Origin of the sequence: Streptomyces indicus (genome assembly GCF_900100315.1) — a bacterium.
Lineage (GTDB): Bacteria > Actinomycetota > Actinomycetes > Streptomycetales > Streptomycetaceae > Streptomyces > Streptomyces indicus.
This window is the reverse complement of sequence record NZ_FNFF01000022.1, coordinates 19,320-35,407: the sequence shown is the minus strand read 5'-3', so window position 1 is coordinate 35,407 and position 16,088 is coordinate 19,320. Positions and strand designations below refer to the sequence as shown.

At 69.5% G+C, this 16,088-nt stretch carries 16 protein-coding genes; 12 read left to right on the top strand and 4 right to left on the bottom strand.

The window, feature by feature from the left end:
* Positions 1–23 precede the first annotated feature (23 nt).
* Positions 24–353, bottom strand: coding sequence for a PASTA domain-containing protein (locus tag BLT97_RS33450; RefSeq protein WP_093617125.1), 330 nt, complete (start codon positions 351–353; stop codon positions 24–26).
* Between the two features lie 151 nt (positions 354–504).
* Complete coding sequence (locus tag BLT97_RS33445) at positions 505–1,035, bottom strand: GNAT family N-acetyltransferase (protein ID WP_093617123.1); 531 nt, start codon at positions 1,033–1,035, stop codon at positions 505–507.
* Between the two features lie 135 nt (positions 1,036–1,170).
* On the opposite strand from BLT97_RS33445, the gene BLT97_RS33440 reads away from it, so the two are divergent.
* A complete protein-coding gene (locus tag BLT97_RS33440) occupies positions 1,171–2,484 on the top strand; it encodes a geranylgeranyl reductase family protein (RefSeq protein WP_093617216.1) in 1,314 nt (437 codons plus the stop codon).
* Here the strand turns inward: BLT97_RS33440 and BLT97_RS33435 are convergent.
* Together BLT97_RS33435 and BLT97_RS33430 are read right to left on the bottom strand one after the other, a co-directional pair.
* The gene (locus BLT97_RS33435; RefSeq protein WP_093617121.1) at positions 2,450–2,836 is read right to left on the bottom strand and encodes a DUF952 domain-containing protein; all 387 of its coding nucleotides are present in this window, start codon (positions 2,834–2,836) and stop codon (positions 2,450–2,452) included. The genes BLT97_RS33440 and BLT97_RS33435 overlap by 35 nt on opposite strands.
* A gap of 853 nt (positions 2,837–3,689) precedes the next feature.
* On the bottom strand, positions 3,690–4,478 hold the full coding sequence (locus tag BLT97_RS33430) for a C40 family peptidase (protein ID WP_093617119.1): 789 nt from the start codon (positions 4,476–4,478) through the stop codon (positions 3,690–3,692).
* A gap of 763 nt (positions 4,479–5,241) precedes the next feature.
* Between BLT97_RS33430 and BLT97_RS33425 the strand changes: the two genes are divergently transcribed.
* The 11 genes from BLT97_RS33425 to nuoK are packed head-to-tail and all read left to right on the top strand — an operon-like array spanning position 5,242 to position 16,086.
* Positions 5,242–5,601, top strand: a complete 360-nt coding sequence (locus tag BLT97_RS33425) for an NADH-quinone oxidoreductase subunit A (protein ID WP_093617117.1) — start codon at positions 5,242–5,244, stop codon at positions 5,599–5,601.
* A gap of 10 nt (positions 5,602–5,611) precedes the next feature.
* Entirely contained in the window at positions 5,612–6,166 is a 555-nt protein-coding gene (locus tag BLT97_RS33420; RefSeq protein ID WP_093617115.1) for a NuoB/complex I 20 kDa subunit family protein, read from the top strand.
* Positions 6,163–6,900 carry an NADH-quinone oxidoreductase subunit C gene (locus BLT97_RS33415; protein ID WP_093617113.1) on the top strand — a complete coding sequence of 246 codons (738 nt, stop codon included), beginning with the start codon at positions 6,163–6,165 and terminating at the stop codon, positions 6,898–6,900. The genes BLT97_RS33420 and BLT97_RS33415 overlap by 4 nt, the downstream gene beginning before the upstream one ends.
* On the top strand, positions 6,897–8,219 hold the full coding sequence (locus BLT97_RS33410) for an NADH-quinone oxidoreductase subunit D (RefSeq protein ID WP_093617111.1): 1,323 nt from the start codon (positions 6,897–6,899) through the stop codon (positions 8,217–8,219). The genes BLT97_RS33415 and BLT97_RS33410 overlap by 4 nt, the downstream gene beginning before the upstream one ends.
* A gap of 29 nt (positions 8,220–8,248) precedes the next feature.
* Positions 8,249–9,055 carry an NADH-quinone oxidoreductase subunit NuoE gene (gene nuoE, locus BLT97_RS33405; protein ID WP_093617109.1) on the top strand — a complete coding sequence of 269 codons (807 nt, stop codon included), beginning with the start codon at positions 8,249–8,251 and terminating at the stop codon, positions 9,053–9,055.
* A complete protein-coding gene (gene nuoF, locus BLT97_RS33400; RefSeq protein ID WP_176953981.1) occupies positions 9,052–10,404 on the top strand; it encodes an NADH-quinone oxidoreductase subunit NuoF in 1,353 nt (450 codons plus the stop codon). Before nuoE ends, nuoF begins: the two co-directional genes overlap by 4 nt.
* Positions 10,401–12,899 (top strand): NADH-quinone oxidoreductase subunit G, encoded by a 2,499-nt coding sequence (locus BLT97_RS33395; protein ID WP_093617105.1) that lies wholly within the window; start codon positions 10,401–10,403, stop codon positions 12,897–12,899. Before nuoF ends, BLT97_RS33395 begins: the two co-directional genes overlap by 4 nt.
* Positions 12,899–14,245 (top strand): NADH-quinone oxidoreductase subunit NuoH, encoded by a 1,347-nt coding sequence (gene nuoH / locus BLT97_RS33390; RefSeq protein ID WP_093617103.1) that lies wholly within the window; start codon positions 12,899–12,901, stop codon positions 14,243–14,245. The genes BLT97_RS33395 and nuoH overlap by 1 nt, the downstream gene beginning before the upstream one ends.
* A gap of 49 nt (positions 14,246–14,294) precedes the next feature.
* Positions 14,295–14,960 (top strand): NADH-quinone oxidoreductase subunit NuoI, encoded by a 666-nt coding sequence (gene nuoI, locus BLT97_RS33385; RefSeq protein WP_093617214.1) that lies wholly within the window; start codon positions 14,295–14,297, stop codon positions 14,958–14,960.
* A complete protein-coding gene (locus tag BLT97_RS33380; protein WP_093617101.1) occupies positions 14,957–15,790 on the top strand; it encodes an NADH-quinone oxidoreductase subunit J in 834 nt (277 codons plus the stop codon). The genes nuoI and BLT97_RS33380 overlap by 4 nt, the downstream gene beginning before the upstream one ends.
* Positions 15,787–16,086 carry an NADH-quinone oxidoreductase subunit NuoK gene (gene nuoK / locus BLT97_RS33375; protein ID WP_062780258.1) on the top strand — a complete coding sequence of 100 codons (300 nt, stop codon included), beginning with the start codon at positions 15,787–15,789 and terminating at the stop codon, positions 16,084–16,086. Before BLT97_RS33380 ends, nuoK begins: the two co-directional genes overlap by 4 nt.
* The last annotated feature ends 2 nt before the right edge of the window (positions 16,087–16,088 follow it).

Below are 16,088 nucleotides of genomic sequence, written 5' to 3'. Positions count from 1 at the left end.
GGCAGGCCCTCGCCGTACGGGCCTCAGCGCACCGGAAGGATCCACTCCCCGCTGCCGCCGTGCTCACCCGGCTCGTCGAGCTCGCGCTGCATTCCGCCGCGCGGCGGCCGTGGAGTACGGGGTTCGCGCACCCCGCTGCCGCCCTCGCCCTCGTCGGGGCCGAAGTCGAACCAGACGGTGACGACCGCGCCGAACGGGATCCGCGCACCCGGCTCGGGGAACTGCCGTACGACGTAGTCCGTGACCATGTACGGGAAGTCGGGCTCCTGCGGCGCCTCGACCAACAGACCGGCGAGCGCGGCCTGTTCGCGCACGTCCATGGCCATCTGACCGACGAACTTCGGAACCGTCACTTCGGGTTTTCTGCGCAAAGCCGTCACCCCCAGGCGTACCGGAAGGGTAAACGGCAACCGGGCCGTCCGGAAGGCGCCGGACGGCCCGCCCGGTCCCGGAGCGCGAGCCGGTACCGGTCGCTCTCGTAGCGCGCGCCGGGACCGGTCCGTCTCAGAGCGCGAGCCGGTAGCGGTGTCCGCGCCGCTTGCCCACCGGTGTCGTGAACACCTCGGCGAGCTCCATCCCGAGCCGCTCGACCACGGCGATCGAACGGTGGTTCCTGGCATCGACCATCGCGACCACCTCCGGCACCCCGGCCGCCTTCAGCCGCTCCAGCGTGGTGAGCGCCGCGCCGGTGGCAAGCCCCTTGCCCCAGGCCGCGCGCCCGAGCCGCCAGCCGATCTCTATCGCGCCGACCGGACCCCACTCCTGGTGCGGCCAGGGCTGCGCGCCGGTGAAGCCGGCGACCCGGCCGTCCTCGTCGAGGATCGTCCAGAAGCAGAAGCCGAGTTCGGCGTCGTGGCGGCGCTGACGGGCCGTGAGCTCCTCGTACACCGACACCTCGGCGGACCTCCCGCCGTGGAACTCCATGACCTCGGGGTGGTCGAAGACCGTGTGCCAGGCGTACGCGTCCTCCTCGGTCGGGACGCGCAGCCGGTCGGCGGGCAGGGGCACGAGCGAGCGTGGCGCAGGCGGTGTCATGCGGGCGGCCCTCCGATTCGTGATCAAGCGGCCCCCATAGACTGCCCCTGTCCAGTGCTGTTCAGCACGCAGATTCTTTACGCCAGGGGAGAACCCGCCGTGACCGAGCCCCTCTCCGAGCCCGCCTCCGACTCCCTGACCAAGCCCCTCGCCGAATCCTCCGGACAGTCCGGACAGGCCGAGCACACCGCCGACGTCATCGTGGTCGGAGCCGGACCGGCCGGATCCACGACGGCCTACTACCTGGCGAAGGCCGGACTCGACGTCCTGCTCCTGGAGAAGACCGCGTTCCCGCGCGAGAAGGTCTGCGGCGACGGTCTGACCCCGCGTGCCACCAAGCAGCTGGTGTCGATGGGCATCGACATCTCCGAAGAGGCCGGCTGGCTGCGCAACAAGGGCCTGCGCATCATCGGCGGCGGGGTGCGCCTCCAGCTCGACTGGCCCGAGCTGGCCTCGTATCCGGACTACGGACTCGTGCGCAAGCGCGACGACTTCGACGAGCAGCTCGCGCGCCAGGCGCAGAAGGCGGGGGCGCGGCTGTACGAGCGCTGCAACGTCGGCGCCCCGATCCTCGACGACCGCACCGGCCGCATCACCGGTGTGCACGCCAAGCTCGGCGAGGAGAAGCAGGACGTCACCTTCCACGCCCCGCTGGTGGTCGCCGCCGACGGCAACTCCTCCCGCATCTCGCTGGCGATGGGCCTGCACCGCCGCGAGGACCGCCCGATGGGCGTCGCGGTCCGTACGTACTTCACCTCGCCCCGCCACGACGACGACTACCTGGAGTCCTGGCTGGAACTGTGGGACCGCCGAGGCCCGGGCGAGGACCGACTCCTTCCCGGCTACGGCTGGATCTTCGGCATGGGCGACGGCACGTCGAACGTCGGCCTCGGCATCCTCAACTCCTCCAAGGCCTTCCGCGAGCTGGACTGGCGCGAGGTGCTGAAGGCGTGGTGCGCCTCGATGCCGGAGGACTGGGGCTACACGCCCGAGAACATGACCGGACCGATCCGCGGGGCGGCCCTCCCCATGGCCTTCAACCGCCAGCCGCACTACACGAAGGGCCTGCTGCTCGTCGGTGACGCGGGCGGCCTGGTGAACCCCTTCAACGGCGAGGGCATCGCGTACGCCATGGAGTCCGGCCAGATCGCCGCGGACGTCATCGTCCAGGCCCACGCCCGGGCGACGCCCGCGCAGCGCGAACTGGCCCTCGCGCGCTACCCGAAGGTCCTCAAGGAGACCTACGGCGGGTACTACACGCTGGGCCGCGCGTTCGTGAAGCTGATCGGCAACCCGAAGGTCATGAAGATTGCGACGCAGCGGGGTCTGACGCACCCGATGCTGATGCGCTTCACGCTGAAGATGCTCGCCAACCTGACGGATCCGTCGGGCGGGGACGCGATGGACCGCATCATCAACGGTCTGTCGAAGGTGGCTCCGAAGGCCTGAGCCCGAGACACCCCGGGGGAGGCCAGCTCTCCACGCGGACCACGGCTTCCGTCGGGACCGGCCCGTAGATGTGCGGGAACTCGGGCCCGCCGGGAGCCGCGGCCTCGTAGCGCACGGGCACGCTCAGCCGCTCGGACTCGATGACGAGCAGCACGAGTTCGAGTGCGCGGCGACCGGGGGCGTCGGCGTCGGGGTACAGAAACGACGCGACGTCGGGCAGCTGCTCCCACGTCGAACAGTGAACGAACCCTTCCTCAGCGAGGGTCCGCCCCCGAGTGGACTGCGCGTACACCCCCGCCCGAACGGCTTCGTCCCACAGGGTGCGCTCGGTGAGGTGCACGATTTCTGTCATGGCGGGGGAGCGTAGCAAGGGGTGGGGCACGTGGGTGCGGAGCGGGTGCTAGGGGCTGGCGCCTGCGGCCGTGGCTGCGGCCCTGTACGCCTCCGCGTCCCCCCAACCCCCTTGCCCTGCCTGGCTGGGCCCTGCGGGGGTGCAGGTGGCGGAGCTCCCGCCGGGTGCTGGGGTTGGTTGGTGCGCCCTTCGGGCAGCTCTCACCCCTGGCCCCGGCCCCGCTCTTGGCTGCGGCCCTGTGCGCCTCCCCGTCGCCCCAACCTCCTTGCCCCGCCTGGCTGGGCCCCGTGTGGGCGCGGGGCGGGGGTGCAGGGGGCGGAGCCCCCGCCAGGTGGTGCGGCTGGTTGGTGCGCCCCTTCGGGCGACTCTCGCCCACGGCCCGGCCCCGCTCTCGCTCCCGGCCCCGCTCTCGCTCCCGCTCTCGCTCCCGCTCGCGCCCACGGCTAGGCCCCGCTCTCGCTCCCGTTCGCGGTCTCGGCTGCGGCCCTGTGCGCCTCCCCCGTCGCCCTCAACCCCCTTTCCCCGCCTGTCGCGTGGGCGGGTGTGATCCGCGTTCCCGTTCGTTTGGGGTCGGTGCCGGTCCGGGGTACCGGTTACACGGGCAATGGCGCCGCAGGTCTGCGAGCGTGCACGTCCGGGTCGGGGGCGCCCGTGTAACCGGCACCCCTCCCCGTCCCCTTCCGACGGTCGTGCGGCTGCGGGTCCGGTGGGGGCGTGCGTCACGGCTTGCACGCCCGGTCCGCGGCTGCGGGTGCGATGGGGTGCGCGTCACCGACACGTCGTGCCGTAACTCCGCGCACGCCAAAGGGCCGCCGTTCCCCCGAGGAGCGGCGGCCCTGATGGCTAGCGGGAATTACAGGACGCGGACCGCGCCCGAAGCCGGGTAGCCCGACAGGTCCTGGATGACGACGCCCTTCGAGGGGTTCGCGGCGTCCAGGTACTGGCCGTTACCGATGTAGACACCCGTGTGGTACGCGGAGCCCTTGCCGCCCCAGTAAAGGATGTCGCCCACCTGGAGGTTGGACGTGCCGACCTCGGTGCCGACCGTCGACTGGTCCTGGGAGACGCGGGGGAGGTCCACGCCGGCCTGCTTGAAGGCGGCCTGGACGAGGGAGGAGCAGTCCCAGGCGTTGGGGCCGGTGGCGCCCATGACGTACGCGTCGCCGAGCTGCGCCTTGAGGAAGGAGATGACCGCGGAGACCGAGCCGGAGGCGGGGGCCTCGGCGGTGGCGGCGGAGGAGGCGGTGGAGAGCGTGGCGCGCTCGGAGCTGCGGGCGGCGCGCTCCTTGGCCGCGCGCTCGGCGGCCTTCTTCTCGGCCTCGGCCTTCGCCTCGGCCTTCTCCTTGGCCTTCTTGGCGTCCTTGGCCGCCTGCTCGACGGCCGCGTCCTTGTCCGCCTGGAGCGTGTACGCGTCGGCCGCCTGCTGCGTGGCGTCCGCCGTGGCGGCCACCTGGGTCGCCAGGTCGGCGGTGAGCGTGGGCATTTCGATGGTCTCGGTCACCGGCTCGGCCGCGTTCGCCATGCCAGTGGTGCCGGCCACCGCGAGGGTGCTGAGGACGCCACCGGCAACTCCGGCGCGCAGCTTGGTGACGCGCTGCGGGCGGGGCTTCCGGTGGCTGGGTATGTGAGCGGTGTGGGACATGAGAACAACCGCTATCAGGGCGTCAGGGTTCCCTTCAAGAAACGTGTGCTGCGCCACAGTTGAGGCCGATCAAGCCGAATCCCGCGCGTGTCGACGCTTATTGACGCCGTAACGGGCAATTCGGACAGCCTTGATCGACGCTGTGATCATGGGTTTTCCAAATAACGCCCGATTTGCCAGGCGCCTACCACTGCTCGGCCTCGTTGGCCAAGCCCGGTTGTTCAGCCGCCGCACAGGTGTGGCACAGGTCACGGAATGGTCACCGTGACGATCTCCGGCGGCCGTTCACCCCGCAGTCGCATTCCGGGCACATCTCCGGCACCGATCGATCGTGAACGCGTGCACGCGTCAGCGCGCGTACGAAGAGGTCCCCCGGGCGAGGGAAGGCTCCCCTTATCAGGTTCCCGATCAAGGCGCCAATTTGCTTGCAGTAGCCATCACTTGATAGTGGGCGCACCCCCATGACCAGGGTAACTGGCGAATTGATCACCATTGGTGATCACTCCGGAGCTTCGCGTGTGAAGATCACCGCTCATCCGACTTCATGATCCTTCGTCAGGTGGTGGAGATCACAAAGGCGTTGTCGTACCCCGTGTCGCAGATCACAGACCGGCAGGCATAGGATGCGGGGCAGTTGGGCTTGTGAACTGCCTCACATAAGCACGATCTTGGTGAGCCGGGACACACGTCCGGCGACGGGGCCGCGCCCCGTGCAGGTCCGTCCGCCGAAGCAGTCAATGTCGACTGAGAGGAGCGAGGAGCGGTGAACGCCTATGCGCCCATCCTCGTACTGGGAGCCCTAGCGGCAGGCTTTGCGATCTTCTCCGTGGTCATGGCCACGCTTATCGGTCCAAAGCGGTACAACCGCGCCAAGCTCGAAGCCTACGAGTGCGGTATCGAGCCGACGCCGACTCCGGCCGGCGGTGGGCGCTTCCCGATCAAGTACTACCTGACGGCGATGCTCTTCATCATCTTCGATATCGAGATCGTCTTCCTCTATCCCTGGGCGGTCACCTTCGACGCCCTGGGTGTTTTCGGGCTCGTGGAGATGTTGCTCTTCGTGCTCACCGTCTTCGTCGCCTACGCGTACGTATGGCGGCGCGGCGGCCTGGAATGGGACTGAGGGGTCACCAATGGGACTCGAAGAGAAGCTGCCGAGCGGTTTTCTGCTGACGACGGTCGAACAGGCCGCGGGCTGGGTGCGCAAGGCATCCGTCTTCCCCGCCACCTTCGGCCTCGCGTGCTGCGCGATCGAGATGATGACGACGGGTGCGGGCCGCTATGACCTCGCCCGCTTCGGCATGGAGGTGTTCCGCGGTTCGCCCCGCCAGGCGGACCTGATGATCGTCGCGGGCCGGGTCAGCCAGAAGATGGCGCCGGTCCTCAGGCAGGTCTACGACCAGATGCCCAACCCCAAGTGGGTCATCTCGATGGGCGTCTGCGCCTCCTCCGGCGGCATGTTCAACAACTACGCGATCGTCCAGGGCGTCGACCACATCGTCCCCGTCGACATCTACCTGCCCGGCTGCCCGCCGCGGCCCGAGATGCTGATGGACGCGATCCTCAAGCTGCACCAGAAGATCCAGGGCTCCAAGCTCGGTGTGAACGCCGAAGACGCCGCCCGCGAGGCGGAGGAGGCGGCCCTGAAGTCGCTCCCCCTGATCGAGATGAAGGGGCTGCTCCGGTGAGTGAGAACAGCAACGGCGTGAACCCCGAGAAGGACCTCGGCGCCTCCAACCTCCCCGGCCAGCGCGGCGAGCACGGCGAGGAGATCCGCGTCCAGCGCGGCATGTTCGGCGCCAACAACGGCGGTGATACGTCCGGTTATGGCGGCCTCGTCCGCTCGATCAGGCTGCCCGGTCCGTCCGCCCGGCCGTACGGCGGCTGGTTCGACGAGGTGGCCGACGAACTCGAAGGCGCCCTGGAGGAGCAGGACCTCCTTCCGGAGAACGCCATCGAGAAGACGGTCGTCGACCGCGGCGAGCTCACCTTCCACGTCGTACGCGAGCACCTCGTCCAGGTCGCCCGCACCCTGCGCGACGACCCGGCCCTGCGCTTCGAGCTGTGCACCGGCGTCTCCGGTGTGCACTACCCGAACGACAAGGGCCGCGAGCTGCACGCCGTCTTCCACCTGCGCTCGCTCACGCACGGCCGGCTTATCCGGCTCGAAGTCAGCGCCCCGGACAGCGATCCGCACGTGCCCAGCCTGGTCGGCGTCTACCCGACCAACGACTGGCACGAGCGCGAGACGTACGACTTCTTCGGGCTGATCTTCGACGGTCACCCGGCGCTGACGCGGATCATGATGCCGGACGACTGGCAGGGCTTCCCGCAGCGCAAGGACTATCCGCTCGGCGGTATCGCCGTCGAGTACAAGGGCGCCCAGATCCCGGCTCCGGACCAGCGGAGGTCGTACTCATGAGCACGTCGCACGCATCCGCACGCGAGACCACCGAGGGGACCGTATATACGGTCACCGGTGGCGACTGGGACGAGATCGCCCAGTCCGCGGCCAAGTCCGACGACGAGCGCATCATCGTCAACATGGGCCCGCAGCACCCGTCCACGCACGGCGTGCTCCGCCTGATCCTGGAGATCGACGGCGAGACGGTCACCGAGGCCCGCTGCGGCATCGGCTATCTGCACACCGGCATCGAGAAGAACCTCGAGTACCGGACCTGGACGCAGGGCACCACCTTCGTCACGCGCATGGACTACCTGACGCCGTTCTTCAACGAGACGGCGTACTGCCTGGGCGTGGAGAAGCTGCTCGGCATCGAGGAGCAGATCCCGGACCGCGCGAACATCATCCGCGTCCTGCTCATGGAGCTGAACCGACTCTCCTCGCACCTGGTCTGCATCGCCACCGGCGGTATGGAGCTGGGTGCGACCACGATCATGATCTACGGGTTCCGGGACCGCGAACTGATCCTGGATCTGTACGAGTTGATCACCGGTCTGCGCATGAACCACGCGTACATCCGGCCGGGCGGTCTCGCCCAGGACCTGCCGCCGGGCGCGATGGACCAGCTGCGCGAGTTCGTGAAGACCATGAAGAAGAACCTTCCCGAGTACGACAAGCTCGCCACCGGGAACCCGATCTTCAAGGCCCGTATGCAGGACGTCGGCTACCTCGACCTCGCGGGCTGCATGGCCCTCGGCGCCACGGGCCCGATCCTGCGCTCGGCCGGCCTCCCGCACGACCTGCGCAAGACGGACCCGTACTGCGGCTACGAGACGTACGACTTCGAGGTCCCGACCGCCGAGACCTGCGACTCGTACGGGCGCTTCCTGATCCGGCTCGAAGAGATGCGGCAGTCGCTGCGGATCATCGAGCAGTGTCTGGACCGTCTGGAGCCGGGACCGGTCATGGTGGCCGACAAGAAGATCGCCTGGCCCGCGCAACTCGCGCTCGGCCCGGACGGGTTGGGCAACTCGCTCGACCACATCAAGAACATCATGGGCACCTCCATGGAGGCCCTGATCCACCACTTCAAGCTGGTGACCGAGGGCTTCCGGGTCCCGCCGGGACAGGCGTACGCGGCCGTCGAATCGCCCAAGGGCGAGCTCGGCGTGCACGTCGTCTCCGACGGCGGCACCCGCCCCTACCGGGTCCATTTCCGCGACCCGTCCTTCACCAACCTGCAGGCCATGGCGGCGATGTGCGAGGGCGGCCAGGTCGCCGACGTCATCGTCGCCGTCGCGTCCATCGACCCCGTGATGGGAGGCGTCGACCGGTGACCACTTCACAAGAGGGCGTCAGCCTGGGCATGCCCCAGCTGCCGGCCCCCGACTACCCGGCCGACGTCCGTGCCCGGCTCGAAGCCGACGCCAAGGAGGTGATCGCCCGCTACCCGGACTCGCGCTCGGCGCTGCTTCCGCTGCTGCACCTCGTGCAGTCCGAGGAGGGTCATGTCACCCGGACCGGCATGCAGTTCTGCGCCGATGTGCTCGGCCTGACCACGGCCGAGGTCACGGCGGTCGCGACCTTCTACACCATGTACCGGCGCAAGCCGAGCGGTGACTACCAGGTCGGCGTCTGCACGAACACGCTGTGCGCGGTCATGGGCGGCGACGCGATCTTCGAGGACCTGAAGTCGTATCTGGGGGTCGGCAACAACGAGACCACCGAGGACGGCAAGGTCACCCTCGAGCACATCGAGTGCAACGCGGCCTGCGACTACGCCCCCGTGGTGATGGTCAACTGGGAGTTCTTCGACAACCAGACCCCGGACAGCGCACGGCAGTTGGTCGACGATCTGCGCGCCGGACGCGAGGTCCAGCCCACACGCGGCGCCAAGCTGTGCACCTTCAAGGAGACCGCCCGCATCCTGGCCGGCTTCCCCGACCAGCGCGAAGGCGCGGTGGACGAGTCCGGCGGCGCCGGGCCCGCCTCGCTCATCGGGCTGCGTCTCGCGAAGGGCGAGGTGGCACCGGCCCGCGTCGTCCACCCGCGCGGCGAGGCCCTGCGGGACGAGCGCCCGGCCGAGCACCTGTCCTCGCACGACGCGCCGCAGGACACCTCGGCCTCCGACCCGGCCCACCCGGCAGGCCCCACCGCCGAGGAGGGGGAGTGATGACCTTGGCAGCCGAGATCAACGAAACAAGCCCGGAGAAGCTGCTCGCCCCGGTGCTCTCCGCGTTCTGGGACGAGGAGAAGCCCTGGACGCTGGAGACCTACCGGCGCCACGAGGGGTACGAGGGCCTGCGCAAGGCGCTCGCGATGTCCCCGGACGACCTCATCGCGTACGTGAAGGACTCCGGTCTGCGCGGCCGCGGCGGCGCCGGCTTCCCGACCGGCATGAAGTGGCAGTTCATCCCGCAGGGGGACGGCAAGCCGCACTACCTGGTGGTGAACGCGGACGAGTCGGAGCCCGGGACCTGCAAGGACATCCCGCTCCTCTTCGCCAACCCGCACAGCCTGATCGAGGGCATCGTGATCGCCTGTTACGCGATCCGGTCCTCGCACGCCTTCATCTACCTGCGCGGTGAAGTCGTCCCCGTCCTGCGGCGGTTGCACGAGGCCGTACGCGAGGCATACGAGGCCGGCTTCCTCGGCGAGAACATCCTCGGCAGCGGGCTGAACCTCGAACTCACCGTGCACGCCGGCGCCGGCGCGTACATCTGCGGCGAGGAAACGGCCCTGCTCGACTCGCTCGAAGGGCGTCGCGGCCAGCCCAGGCTCCGTCCCCCCTTCCCCGCGGTCGCGGGTCTGTACGCGTGCCCCACTGTGGTGAACAACGTGGAGTCCATCGCGTCTGTTCCCGCGATCCTCAACAAGGGCAAGGACTGGTTCAAGTCGATGGGCAGCGAGAAGTCCCCGGGCTTCACGCTGTACTCGCTCAGCGGCCATGTGGCGAGTCCCGGCCAGTACGAGGCCCCGCTCGGGATCACGCTGCGCCAACTCCTCGACATGAGCGGCGGGATGCGGCCCGGACACCGGCTGAAGTTCTGGACGCCGGGCGGATCCTCCACCCCCATGTTCACGGACGAGCACCTCGACGTCCCCCTGGACTACGAGGGCGTGGGCGCCGCGGGATCCATGCTCGGCACCAAGGCCCTCCAGTGCTTCGACGAGACCACCTGCGTCGTCCGGGCGGTCACGCGCTGGACCGAGTTCTACGCCCACGAGTCCTGCGGCAAGTGCACCCCCTGCCGCGAAGGCACGTACTGGCTGGTGCAGTTGCTCCGTGACATCGAGGCCGGCAAGGGACAGATGTCCGACCTCGACAAGCTGAACGACATCGCCGACAACATCAACGGCAAGTCCTTCTGCGCCCTCGGCGACGGCGCCGCCTCGCCGATCTTCTCCTCGCTCAAGTACTTCCGCGAGGAGTACGAGCAGCACATCACCGGCAAGGGCTGCCCCTTCGACCCCGCCAAGTCGACCCTGTGGGCGGACAAGCACGCGGAGGTGAACGCATGACCGTCACGACGAACGCTCCCGCGGGGGGCGGAGAGGCGGCGGTCCCGCCGGAGGACCTGGTCTCGCTGACCATCGACGGCGTGGAGATGAGCGTGCCCAAGGGCACCCTCGTCATCCGGGCCGCCGAGCAGCTCGGCATCGAGATCCCGCGCTTCTGCGACCACCCGGCGCTCGACCCGGCCGGCGCCTGCCGGCAGTGCATCGTCGAGGTCGAGGGGCAGCGCAAGCCCATGGCCTCCTGCACCATCACCTGCACCGACGGCATGGTGGTCAAGACCCACCTGACCTCGCCGGTCGCGGAGAAGGCGCAGAAGGGTGTGATGGAGCTCCTGCTCATCAACCACCCGCTGGACTGCCCGGTCTGCGACAAGGGCGGCGAGTGCCCGCTGCAGAACCAGGCCATGTCGCACGGCCAGGCGGACTCGCGCTTCGAGGGCAAGAAGCGCACGTACGAGAAGCCCGTGCCGATCTCGACCCAGGTGCTGCTCGACCGCGAGCGCTGCGTGCTCTGCGCGCGCTGCACCCGCTTCTCGAACCAGATCGCGGGCGACCCGATGATCGAGCTGATCGAGCGCGGTGCTTTGCAGCAGGTCGGCACCGGCGAGGGCGACCCCTTCGAGTCGTACTTCTCCGGGAACACCATCCAGATCTGCCCGGTGGGCGCGCTCACTTCGGCCGCGTACCGCTTCCGCTCGCGCCCCTTCGACCTCGTGTCGTCCCCGAGCGTGTGCGAGCACTGCGCGGGCGGCTGCGCCACCCGCACCGACCACCGGCGCGGCAAGGTCATGCGGCGGCTCGCCGCCGAGGACCCCGAGGTCAACGAGGAGTGGATCTGCGACAAGGGGCGGTTCGGGTTCCGGTACGCGCAGCAGCGCGACCGGCTCACGACTCCTCTCGTACGGAATGCCGAAGGCGTTCTAGAGCCCGCGTCCTGGCCGGAGGCTCTCGAAAAGGCCGCTGAGGGACTGCTCGCCGCCCGTGGCCGCGCGGGAGTTCTGGCCGGCGGCCGCCTGACCGTCGAGGACTCCTACGCGTACAGCAAGTTCGCGCGCGTGGCCCTCGACACCAACGACGTCGACTTCCGGGCCCGCGTCCACTCCTCCGAGGAGGCCGACTTCCTGGCCGCCGCGGTGGCGGGCCGCGGCCGTGACCTCGACGGTTCCGGAGTCACGTACACGAAGCTGGAGAAGGCGCCCGCGGTGCTGCTCGTCGGCATCGAGGCCGAGGAGGAGGCGCCCGGCGTCTTCCTGAAGCTGCGCAAGGCCTGGCGCAAGTCCGGCCAGCGCACCTTCGGCCTCGCGCCGTACGCGACGCGGGGATTGGAGAAGGCCGGCGGCACGCTGCTTCCCGCCGCGCCCGGCACCGAGACCGAGTGGCTGGACGCGCTCGCCTCCGGCGTCGGGCTCGACGAGGAGGGCGCGAAGGCGGCCGAGGCGCTGCGCGGTGAAGGCTCCGTGATCATCGTCGGTGAGCGGCTCGCGTCCGTCGCGGGCGCGCTGACCGCGGCGATGCGCGCGGCCACCGCCACCGGCGCCCAGCTCCTGTGGATCCCGCGCAGGGCGGGGGAGCGCGGCGCCATCGAGGCGGGCGCGCTGCCCTCGCTGCTCCCGGCCGGGCGTCCGGCGACCGACCCGCGGGCCCGCGAGGAAGTCGCCGTCGCCTGGGGTGTGGCCGAACTCCCGCACCGCTACGGGCGCGACACCGGCCAGATCGTCGAGGCCGCCGCCACCGGAGAGCTCGGCGCGCTGGTCGTGGCCGGCGTCGAGGTCGCGGACCTGCCGGACCCGGCCCGCGCGCGCGAGGCGCTCAGCGCGGCCTTCGTGGTCTCGCTCGAACTGCGGCCGAGCGAGGTCACCGCCGTGGCCGACGTCGTCCTGCCGGTGGCCGCGGTCGTGGAGAAGGCCGGCACCTTCCTCAACTGGGAAGGCCGGGCAAGGCCGTTCGAGGCCGCGATCAAGCCGGACCACATGACCCGCGCCCTGTCGCCCACCGACGCCCGCGTGCTGCACATGCTCGCGGACGCGATGGACGTCCACCTCGCGCTGCCGGACAACGCGTCCATCCACCGCGAGCTGGACCGGCTCGGCCCCTGGGACGGACCGCGCGCCACCGAACCGCTGGAGACCGCCGGGCCGTTGCCCCGTCCGGGCTCGGGCGAGGCGGTGCTCGCCGGCCACCGGCTGCTGCTCGACCAGGGCCGGCTCCAGGAGGGCGACGAGGCGCTCGCCGGTACGCGGCACGCCGCCGTCGCCCGGGTCTCCGCCGCCACCGCGGCCGAGGCCGGGGTCAAGGACGGAGACGAGCTCGCGGTCACCGGCCCCGCCGGCTCCGTTCAGCTGCCGCTCCAGGTCACCGAGATGCCCGACCGCGTGGTCTGGCTCCCGCTGAACTCGGCGGGCGGCGGCGTCGCCTCCGACACCGGGGCCCGCCCCGGTGAGCTGGTCAAGATCGGCCCGGCAACTGTGACTTCGGAAGTGGCGGAGGTGGAGGCATGATGACCCCGCTTGCCGCAGAGGACCTGTCGATGTTCGGCACCGACCCGTGGTGGCTCGTCGCCGTCAAGGCGGTCTTCTGCTTCGCGTTCCTGATGGTGACCGTGCTGCTCTCCATCGTGTGGGAGCGCAAGGTCGTCGCCTGGATGCAGCTGCGCATCGGCCCCAACCGCCACGGCCCGTGGGGACTTCTCCAGTCCCTCGCGGACGGCGTGAAGCTGATGCTCAAGGAAGACGTCATCGTCAAGCGCGCCGACAAGGTGGTGTACATCCTGGCGCCGATCGTCGCGGCCATCCCGGCCTTCATGGCGATCGCGGTGATCCCCTTCGGGCCCGCCGACAACCAGGTGTCGATCTTCGGCCAGCGCACCACGATGCAGCTCACCGACCTGCCGATCGCGATGCTCTACATCCTCGCGGTCGCCTCGGTCGGCATCTACGGCATCGTGCTCGCGGGCTGGTCCTCCGGCTCCACGTACCCGCTGCTCGGCGGTCTGCGCTCCTGCGCCCAGATGATCTCGTACGAGATCGCCATGGGTGCGGCCTTCGCCTCCGTCTTCCTCTACTCGGGCTCGATGTCGACCTCGACGATCGTGGAGGCGCAGGGGGACAGGTGGTACATCCTGCTCCTGCCGGTCTCGTTCCTGCTCTACATCGTGACCATGGTCGGCGAGACCAACCGCGCCCCGTTCGACATGCCGGAGTCCGAGGGCGACCTGGTCGGCGGCTTCAACACCGAGTACTCCTCCATCAAGTTCGCGCTCTTCATGCTCGCCGAGTACGTGAACATGGTGACGGTCTCGGCCGTGGCGACCACCCTCTTCCTGGGCGGCTGGCGGGCCCCGTACCCGATCAGCACCTTCTGGGAGGGCGCCAACTACGGCTGGTGGCCGATGCTCTGGTTCATCGTCAAGGTCCAGCTGCTGCTGTTCTTCTTCATCTGGCTGCGCGGCACGCTCCCGCGTGTGCGCTACGACCAGCTGATGAAGCTCGGCTGGAAGGTGCTCATCCCGGTCTCCGTGGTCTGGCTGATGCTCGTCGCGACCGTGCGGACGCTCCGTAACGAGAACTACGACTTCTCCGAGATCGTGATGTACGTGGGCGGCGGCGTCCTCGCCCTGCTGCTCCTCTCCTTCGTGGTGGACATGTTCCGCGGCAAGGAGAAGGACACGGAGGCCGAGCAGGCCCCGGAGGTCTTCGACCCGATGGCCGGCGGCTTCCCCGTACCGCCGAAGCCCGGTCAGACCCTGCCGCCCGTGCCGCGCCGACGGCCCAGGCACGAGCGGGAGTTGGTTGTCAGTGGCGGGTCGGATACTCCCAGTGACGGAAAGGAGGCTGACGGTGTCTGAGGAGAATGGGAAGGCCATCGAGTCCACTGCGCCGACCGGAGGCGCCGGCCTGCCGGCTCAGGCGTCCGGCGCGGAACCGGTCGAAGGCAAGGACACGGCGCAGGGGTTCCACAACCCCGTCGCCGGGTTCGGCGTGACCTTCAAGGCCATGTTCAAGAAGCGGCTCACGGAGCAGTACCCGGAGCAGCAGAAGACCACGGCGCCGCGCTTCCACGGCCGGCACCAGCTCAACCGGCACCCCGACGGACTCGAGAAGTGCGTCGGCTGCGAACTGTGCGCCTGGGCCTGTCCCGCCGACGCGATCTACGTGGAGGGCGCGGACAACACGGACGAGGAGCGCTACTCGCCGGGTGAGCGCTACGGCCGCGTCTACCAGATCAATTACGCGCGCTGCATTCTGTGCGGGCTCTGCATCGAGGCCTGCCCGACCCGGGCGCTCACGATGACGAACGAGTTCGAGCTGGCCGACTCCAGCCGCGCCAACCTCATCTACACCAAGGAGCAGTTGCTCGCCGGGCTCGAAGAGGGCATGGTCGACAGCCCGCACGCGATCTACCCGGGCATGGACGAGGGCGACTACTACCGGGGTCTCGTCACCGAGGCCGCGCCCGGCACCGTCCAGCAGCCCGCGGTGTCGAAGGGCGAAGTGGTGCAGGAGGCGGAGTCGACCTTCGGTCCGGAGGAGCCCGCTTCGGGGAAGGTGATCGGCCGATGAGCGCGCTCGCCTCCCAGGCGGTGACCGACCTCGCCGCCTACACCACCTCCACCGGTGAGGCCGTCCAGTTCTGGGTGCTCGGCACCGTCGCCGTGATCGGCGCGCTGTGCACGATCCTGATGAAGAAGGCCGTGCACAGCGCGCTGTGCCTGGCCGGCACCATGATCATCCTGGCGGTGTTCTACCTCGCCAACGGTGCGTACTTCCTGGGCATCGTCCAGGTCGTCGTCTACACCGGCGCGATCATGATGCTCTTCCTCTTCGTGGTCATGCTCGTCGGTGTCACCGCGGCCGACTCCCTGAAGGAGACCATCAAGGGCCAGCGCTGGCTGGCCCTGCTCTGCGGCCTCGGCTTCGCGGTCCTGCTCGTGGGCGGGATCGGGAACGCGGCGATCACCGAGTTCAACGGCCTCGGCACGGCCAACGCGGGCGGGAACGTGGAGGGCCTCGCCGCCCTCATCTTCACCAAGTACGTGTTCGCCTTCGAGATCACCGGCGCCCTGCTCATCACGGCCGCCGTCGGCGCGATGGTGCTCACGCACCGCGAGCGCACCGAGCGCGCCAAGACCCAGCGCGAGCTGGCCGAGCAGCGTGTACGCGAGGGCAAGCACCTGCCGCCGCTGCCGGCGCCCGGTGTCTACGCCCGGCACAACGCGGTGGACATCGCCGGCCTGCTGCCCGACGGCACCCCGTCCGAGCTGACGGTGATGAAGACCCTGCGCGACCGCGGTCAGATCCGCGACGTGTCCACGGAGGCGCTGCGGGACCTCGCGGCTCTGGAACAGCGCTCCGAGGAGCGGCTCGGCAGGGGTCAGGAGGCTGCCAAGTGAACCCGGTCAACTACCTCTATCTCGCGTCCCTGTTGTTCGCGATCGGTGCCACCGGCGTCCTGATCAGGCGGAACGCGATCGTCGTGTTCATGTGCATCGAGCTGATGCTCAACGCCTGCAACCTGGCGCTCGTGGCCTTCTCGCGGATGCACGGCAATCTCGACGGCCAGATCATCGCGTTCTTCACGATGGTCGTCGCGGCCGCCGAGGTCGTGGTCGGACTCGCGATCATCGTGTCCCTGTTCCGTTCCCGCCACTCGGCCTCGGTCGACGACGCCAGCCTGATGAAGCTCTAAAG